Origin of the sequence: Mesorhizobium intechi (assembly GCF_002879535.1) — a bacterium.
GTDB lineage: Bacteria > Pseudomonadota > Alphaproteobacteria > Rhizobiales > Rhizobiaceae > Mesorhizobium > Mesorhizobium intechi.
The window spans coordinates 1-4158 of sequence record NZ_PNOT02000064.1 but is presented as its reverse complement, the minus strand read 5'-3'; the positions used below and the strand labels follow the sequence as shown (position 1 = coordinate 4158).

Annotated in this window: 4 protein-coding genes; 3 read left to right on the top strand and 1 reads right to left on the bottom strand. The window is 56.7% G+C overall.

What is annotated here, in order from left to right; all coding sequences use genetic code 11:
• The coding region (locus C1D09_RS33050) for a hypothetical protein (protein WP_167514508.1) at positions 1 to 585 on the top strand (585 nt) is incomplete at its 5' end.
• A gap of 501 nt (positions 586 to 1086) precedes the next feature.
• Here the strand turns inward: C1D09_RS33050 and C1D09_RS06475 are convergent.
• Entirely contained in the window at positions 1087 to 1794 is a 708-nt protein-coding gene (locus C1D09_RS06475) for a hypothetical protein (RefSeq protein ID WP_143973504.1), read from the bottom strand.
• A 506-nt stretch (positions 1795 to 2300) separates the two neighbouring features.
• Between C1D09_RS06475 and C1D09_RS06470 the strand changes: the two genes are divergently transcribed.
• On the top strand, positions 2301 to 2951 hold the full coding sequence (locus C1D09_RS06470; RefSeq protein ID WP_143973503.1) for a hypothetical protein: 651 nt from the start codon (positions 2301 to 2303) through the stop codon (positions 2949 to 2951).
• Between the two features lies 1 nt (position 2952).
• Complete coding sequence (locus C1D09_RS06465) at positions 2953 to 4038, top strand: ImmA/IrrE family metallo-endopeptidase (RefSeq protein WP_143973502.1); 1086 nt, start codon at positions 2953 to 2955, stop codon at positions 4036 to 4038.
• Positions 4039 to 4158: the final 120 nt, after the last annotated feature.

The following is a 4158-nucleotide window of genomic DNA, read 5'->3' as shown; positions in this document are numbered from 1 at the left end:
CGTAAGATGTGTAAAGAGCGTTATCCAGAACGTTTTGATGAGATTTCGTCCCATTTTGCGCAATCGGTTCCGCTGTTGAAAAGAATTGCGCAGAAGAGCAGGCTAGAATGTGCACACAGCTGCGTCTCTGCGGTCGACGATATCGAAATTCTCAGTAAGGGTCTGGCAACTGGGGATCCTGAATTGGTGTGGGAAACGTACTTTGTATTTATGTCGAAGCTGAATAGGCCGTCGTCCGAAACGTTTCAAGGTGTGTTTCTGCAGTGCTGGAAGCTTAACGCGTCCAACGGGCAATTGTGGAAAATGATACGAAAGTTGGATGGAGCAGCGTTCTTGACAAGCGAAGCGGTCGTCCAGTCCGTTCTTTCCTCAAAGCGCCCAGATATCTGGCTCGCTTACCTCGATCGAATTGTCGAATGTAAGGCTGTTCATGACTTTGCAGATATTTGCCGAGACATGGATTTTGTGGAAACTGCTTCTCGGCTCAAGGGAGAAGCTCCGGACAGCGATTGGAAGCGAGTTTCGTGGGTTTTGGGGTACTTGGAGGAGGGCCAACCTTATCCCCTTGGAGTTGGTGATAGTTAAAGACGAGCCTTAGCGCTGCACCTACTTCGGCTTCGCAAGCATGTAAACTTGTGAGTTCGGTCGGGTTCAAAATGATCCCGACTGCACCTCGTGCGACATATTTCGTGTCGGGGGCCTCATCGATGAAGCCAATTGCTGACCACCAGCAACAGCGATTTGCGGGAGTGCTTCGGTGCCGTACTGGAATGGTGTCGGGTGCGGAACGGCAGCTTACCGCCAAGCGATCGCCACAACCGGACGATCCGGTGTCGGCCCCAATGCTGCTTGGCGGCGATGCGCCGCAAATCAGTCGTTCCTCAGACATCCACCGCATCTTGAACAGACATCAGCTCTCGACCCTGAGTGGCTTCTTGCTTGAACGTCGTGCAGCCCGGCAATGACGGCGGTGATCGCTAATGTCCTACAAGGATTCCAGTGCGTGCGGAGGCGATCTCGCCGGGCGGCGTCATTGCGCAGCAAGATCTGACGCTCCAGAAGTAGCCCGGCCGTCGCTGAGGGTGCCTACTTCGCTGCCGCGCCAAGCCACCAAGGCGACGCGTGAATGTCAAGCGGTGACGCGAGGCAGTGCGGGCAGTGAAAGAGGTTCGCGGCGATCTCAACTCCGGTAGACGATCCGTCGCAATGCAAGCAAAACCAGATGTCGCTCACCCCATGACCTAAGGGGTGCTCGGCTCGGCCCGCGCCGTCCGGCACGGTTGAACGGCGAGGCCAATCGGAGGCGATCCGGGCGTGGACAAGCTTGCGCCAACCCGAGGCTACATCGAGGGCGGCATTCCGGAAGTCCGTACCATCAATCGGGTTTGCTTTAAGTCGACGATCCGTGACGCGGAAGCGAGGAGGAGCCAAGGGGGCCTCAGGCAAGGTGAGTTCCCAACCTCGTCCCCACATGCGAACATCATCTCCCTGAGTGCTCACCCGATAGTTGTGCCCCTGCAGTTCGCCCTCGAACCTGTCAGCGCCAAGTGCGCGCCAGGGATCAGTGTCGATGGAGATCAGCGGGTTTTCGGCAAGTACTAGCGCCTCGGCCGTGGCAATATCCTCCGGAGACGGGCGCCATCCGTTTCTGTTCGCGTTGGCGAGGGCGTTCCAATGTGGATAGCCCAAGGCCTGCGCAACGACCTCCAGTGCGCCGACGTGTTTGATCCGCTTGGCATGCGCGATATTCCGTGCCGCGGTCTTCAGTTCTTTCAGTTGATCGCTGTTGCTCATGATCCATCCCTATCGAGGTCACGGATCCGACATGTGCCCACTGCTGACAGACCCGTCCCAGAGGGAATGGTTGGTTAAAACTCAGCGAAAGCGCACTGCGAGGCTTAGCATGGTGGGCACACAGGCCTGTGCGGGAGGCCATCACCACGTTGCAGTCAGCGCCAAAAAACGTCAAGCCACTTTTGCAGGATTGTAACTAACTTAGGACCACACCCTACCGATCCACTCTCGGCCCCAAACCGGGCTCCTCTGCGCCCATTGCGGTTACTCAGTGTGAATTCCCCGTCGCTAGGCAGCTGACTGTCCGCTTGTTCCGCGGCGAGGTCGGGATGGGAATCTAACGGACTGGTGTTGGTGGCTACCTCGGTAAAGGGACATTCATGCGATGTGGCCGAGGCCTCCCAGCGCGAATGGTTGGCTCGAGTGGCGTCACGGCCGTCCCAACATCACTGGACTTCATTTTTTTAACCTGCTAGAAGGTAGAAAAAATGAAGTAGGATCGATCGATGACTGTCGCAAGCGCCGCACTCTATCAGCATCCTTTTGACGCTCGCCGTCGTTTAATGGAACTGAACATCTCTGTTGAGGCCTTGATCAAGGCTGTAGAGGCTGGACACGTGGCCCGGTTGAATTGCACTGACAATGACCCGCCGTTCATACCCGGTACCGAAGCCTGGAGAATGGTGGTGCGCACTCTGCGGGATGAATTGGTGCCGCTTGGTTGGCGCAAGGACGATCCGAGCAACTACTCGTTGGTGATTAACGATTCGAGTGAGATCAACATTGTCGTCGCAAGTGCCGACCACCTCACCTGCAGATGGCCTGGCATGCCAAGAACAAAGTCACTCAAGGGTCTCTTTACTGAGGCGGCCGTGTTGAAGAACAGTGCGGAGGACGATCTTTTCCCCGATACAGTGAAAGCTGATCTGCTCCGGGCTGTGACCGTCCTGAACTACAAGACGTATATGCTGCTTATAAACATTGATGATGAACAGTGCCGGGCCGAGCTGTCTTTGCCGTCAGACTTCGACGACCAAATGGTGACCGATTGGGCTGAACGCATTTTCATCCCCATACCTGGTGTGGACGGCGGCGTGCCGCAGAAGATAGATAACACGCCCGATATCGACGTGCCGGTGAAGCGCAAGGCCGCATGAAATGTTCAACAAATCGCGGCTGAAAGTCGCTCGTCAGCGCGCCGGGCTGACGATGCGAGAACTTGCGTCCAGAGTTGGTATCGAACCTCGTACAGTGACCGGTTACGAGGCTGGGGAATACCAGCCGAGCGACGACGTAGCTCGGAAATTCGCGCGGGTACTCGGCTTCTCTCTCGAATTCTTCATGGGTGACGACCTGGACATTCCACTGGTGGAAGGTGTGAGTTTTCGCTCAATGACCAAGATGACGGCTCGGCAGCGAGACGGTGCGATTGCCGCTGGCGCCGTAGCCTTCCTTCTTTCGGACTGGCTGGACGGAGAGTTTGAGCTGCCGGACGCTGACCTACCGGACATGCGAGAAGAGTCACCTCAGGCTGCGGCAGCCGGGCTGCGAGACTATTGGGGCGTGGGCAACAGACCCATTAAGAACATGGTTCATTTGCTAGAGCTGCAGGGTGTTCGAGTCTTCTCCCTTGGGGAAGATGGCAAAGAGGTCGATGCGTACTCGCTGTGGCGGGGGGCGCGGCCTTATGCGTTTTTGAACACCCAAAAATCGGCAGAGCGAAGCCGATTCGACGCTGCGCATGAGCTCGGGCACCTCGTGTTGCACAAGCATGCTTCGCCAAATGGCCTGGAGGCTGAGAAGGAGGCTAATGAGTTTGCCGCTGCCTTCTTGATGCCAGAGGCGCCGCTGCGGGCTGTGGGGCGAGTTTCCGGGCTTCCAAAAGTCGTGCAATTGAAGCAAGAGTGGTCGGTATCGGTTGCTGCTATGGCTTACCGACTGCACGAGATCGGCCTCCTTACCAAATGGAATTACCAGCAGATTTTCGTCGAGATCTCTAGACGGCGCTGGCGGACTGAAGAGCCTTCGCCAATTCGACGCGAGCAATCCCAGATCTGGCAGAAGGTGCTAAGCGAGGTTCGCCGGGATGAACAGTTGGGACTAGTCGGGTTGTCCCAACTTCTTTCGTTGCCTGAGGCAGAGCTAGCGAAACTGTTGTTTGGTCTCGTGACCGTTGGTCTGCCGTCGGCCCCGCGGACAGCACCAATAACGCCTCCACGAGGTCAACTCAGGCTAGTGAAGTAATTGGAGTTGGGCCACGAACGGCGACCTTTGAGGACATATATCGTTGTCCGCGTGCGTCGAACCGGGTCGGGAGCCGTCGACCGGAAGCGCCCCATTGCGATCGTTCAGTATAACATGGGC

Coding starts and splice junctions, on each gene's coding strand:
- C1D09_RS06475 (WP_143973504.1), bottom strand. CDS start 1,794: ATGAGCAACAGCGATCAACTGAAAGAACTGAAGACCGCGGCACGGAAT.
- C1D09_RS06470 (WP_143973503.1), top strand. CDS start 2,301: ATGACTGTCGCAAGCGCCGCACTCTATCAGCATCCTTTTGACGCTCGC.
- C1D09_RS06465 (WP_143973502.1), top strand. CDS start 2,953: ATGTTCAACAAATCGCGGCTGAAAGTCGCTCGTCAGCGCGCCGGGCTG.